Source organism: Blastococcus goldschmidtiae (genome assembly GCF_031845325.1).
Taxonomy (GTDB): domain Bacteria; phylum Actinomycetota; class Actinomycetes; order Mycobacteriales; family Geodermatophilaceae; genus Blastococcus; species Blastococcus goldschmidtiae.
Genome location: NZ_JAVREI010000036.1, coordinates 1 through 1,279, shown reverse-complemented (window position 1 = coordinate 1,279; position 1,279 = coordinate 1). Strand labels below are relative to the sequence as shown.

At 66.6% G+C, this 1,279-nt stretch carries 1 protein-coding gene; it reads right to left on the bottom strand.

From position 1 onward, the window contains the following. Window positions 1-43 precede the first annotated feature (43 nt). A protein-coding gene (locus tag RM425_RS21465; protein WP_311347265.1) for an IS3 family transposase occupies window positions 44-1,212 on the bottom strand; the annotation gives its coding sequence in 2 pieces (ribosomal slippage) (window positions 44-915 and window positions 915-1,212; 1,170 coding nt in all). Window positions 1,213-1,279 lie beyond the last annotated feature (67 nt).

Below are 1,279 nucleotides of genomic sequence, written 5' to 3'. Positions count from 1 at the left end.
GGGACTGCCCAGACTTCAGTTGACTCTTGTTCGTTGGGGGCAGTCAGGCCGCGTGAGCGGCCTGGGTCAGTGTCTCGAACTCGATGGGGGTCATACGGCCGAGGGCGTCTTGGCGCCGGCGGCGGTGGTAGGTCTTCTCGATCCAGACCACGATCGCCAGGCGTAGTTGCTCGCGGGTGGTCCAGCGTTGTCGGTCGAGGACGTTCTTCTGCAGCAGGCTGAAGAAGGACTCCATGGCGGCGTTGTCAGCACACGCTCCGACTCGGCCCATCGAGCCGCGCAGCTGGGCCTCGCGCAGCGCCCGGACGTAGGCATGGGAACGGAATTGGCTGCCGCGGTCCGAGTGCATGATCGCTGCGACCTGGCCGCGGAGGGCGATGGCGTTACGAAGCGCGTTGACCGCCAGCTCGGAGGTCATCCGGGCGTCGATGGAGTAGCCAACAATGCGCTTGGAGCTGGCGTCCTTGATCGCGCAGAGGTAGAGCTTGCCCTCGGCGGTGGGGTGTTCGGTGATGTCGGTCAGCCACAGCTGATTGGGCGCCTGGGCGGTGAAGTCCCGGCGCACGAGGTCGTCGTGCACCGGCGGTCCGGGCTTGCGGCTCAGGCCGCGCTTCCGCGAGTGCACCGACCACAGTCGCTGCGAGGTGCAGAGCCGGTTGACCCGGTTGCGCGAGGCCCGCAGCCCTTGGTCGGCGAGTTCGTCGGCGATGAACCGGTAGCCGAACTCGGGGTCATCGTGATGAATGTCGATCGCTGCATTGATCAGGTGCGCGTCGTCCCAGTCGCGCTGGCTGACCGGGTTGGCCTGCCATTTGTAGAAGGCCTGCTTGGAGAAGCCGAGCACCCGGCAGGTCACCGCGACGGGGATCTTGTCGGCGGCGAGGTCTTGGACCAGCGGGTACATCATTTTGGGAGGACGTCGCGGGCGAAGTAGGCCGTGGCCCGGCGCAGGATCTCGTTCTCCTGCTCCAACTGCTTGGCCCGCTTGCGCAGCTCCCGGTTCTCGGCCTCCAGGTCGACGCTGGCGCTCGAGCCGGCCGTCGAGGAGGTCTTGGCGGTGAGGCCGTCATCGCGGTCGGCGATCTTCAGCCAGCGTTGCAGGCAGGACTCGGAGATCCCGAAGCTCTTTGCGACCTGCGCGATCGACTGGTCACCCTGCCGGGCCACCGCGATCACGTCACGCCGGAACTCCTTGGGGAACGGCTTGGGCACGATGCTGATCCTTCCAGCGAGGCTGCAGCCTCACAGGTGAGGAGTCAACCGAACCCTGGGCAGTCCC